Source organism: Vibrio sp. 03_296 (assembly GCF_002265885.1).
On record NZ_NPKW01001354.1, the window covers coordinates 1 to 742 of the forward strand.

1 protein-coding gene is annotated in these 742 nt (G+C 42.5%); it reads left to right on the forward strand.

All coding sequences use genetic code 11. The features are described from left to right. Positions 1 to 623: 623 nt before the first annotated feature. On the forward strand, positions 624 to 742 hold a 119-nt coding region (locus CIK04_RS32155), incomplete at its 3' end, for a DUF3265 domain-containing protein (RefSeq protein ID WP_103195070.1).

Sequence of the window (742 nt, forward strand, 5' to 3'; positions counted from 1 at the left end):
CTTCCTCATACTTGCCCAAAATGTAAAGTAACCACAGCCAAAACTCATAAAGAGCTTACGGAGTTGTTCGGGTTACGGAGTACAACCCCAGATACAGCGACAAACCAAAGCTGGTGCAAAAATGCCGTTAAGTGCAGTGTGCTAAATACTCATAACAAACTGTTTAAGAGTGATTCGCAACGCATGGCATTTTCACTATGCGTTGCGTTTAGTGTTTAAGGTAGTATGCGGCGGCTTTGGTATTGCGTTGCTCACACCTTAACAGGGCGTTATGTTTAGTCACGTAAAATCAGTTGGTTGCATCTTTTCTTTGCTTTCTCAGCTTTCTAATTTTGGTCTTGTCGGCAAGTTATGTTTAGTGGTCGCTGTTTTCTGGACTCCAATTCGTGGGCGCTAAAAATTCAGAGAGTTGCCTCATTGAATTCCAGAGTGTAGGCGAGGTGAGTGAAGTGATTTTGATTTCAAAGTTAGAGCCCCATCTTTTCGATTTCTCACGTTAAAACTCAAAGTCGGCCAATCAAAATTATGAGTTAATTCAGCTTTTTAGCTTCTAACTTTGGTTTTCAAAGATAAGTCGAGTTAAGCTCTTGGTATCGCAAAACTTAACCCTTTGAGTCTTAAACATAACAAGGCGTTTAAGCGGGATTCATGCCGCGTGGCATTTTTGGTTTGCAGTGAGTTTTGGTGGTGAAAGTGGTCTGCGGCAGCTTGGTTTATGCGGCATTCACCCCTTAACGCAGCG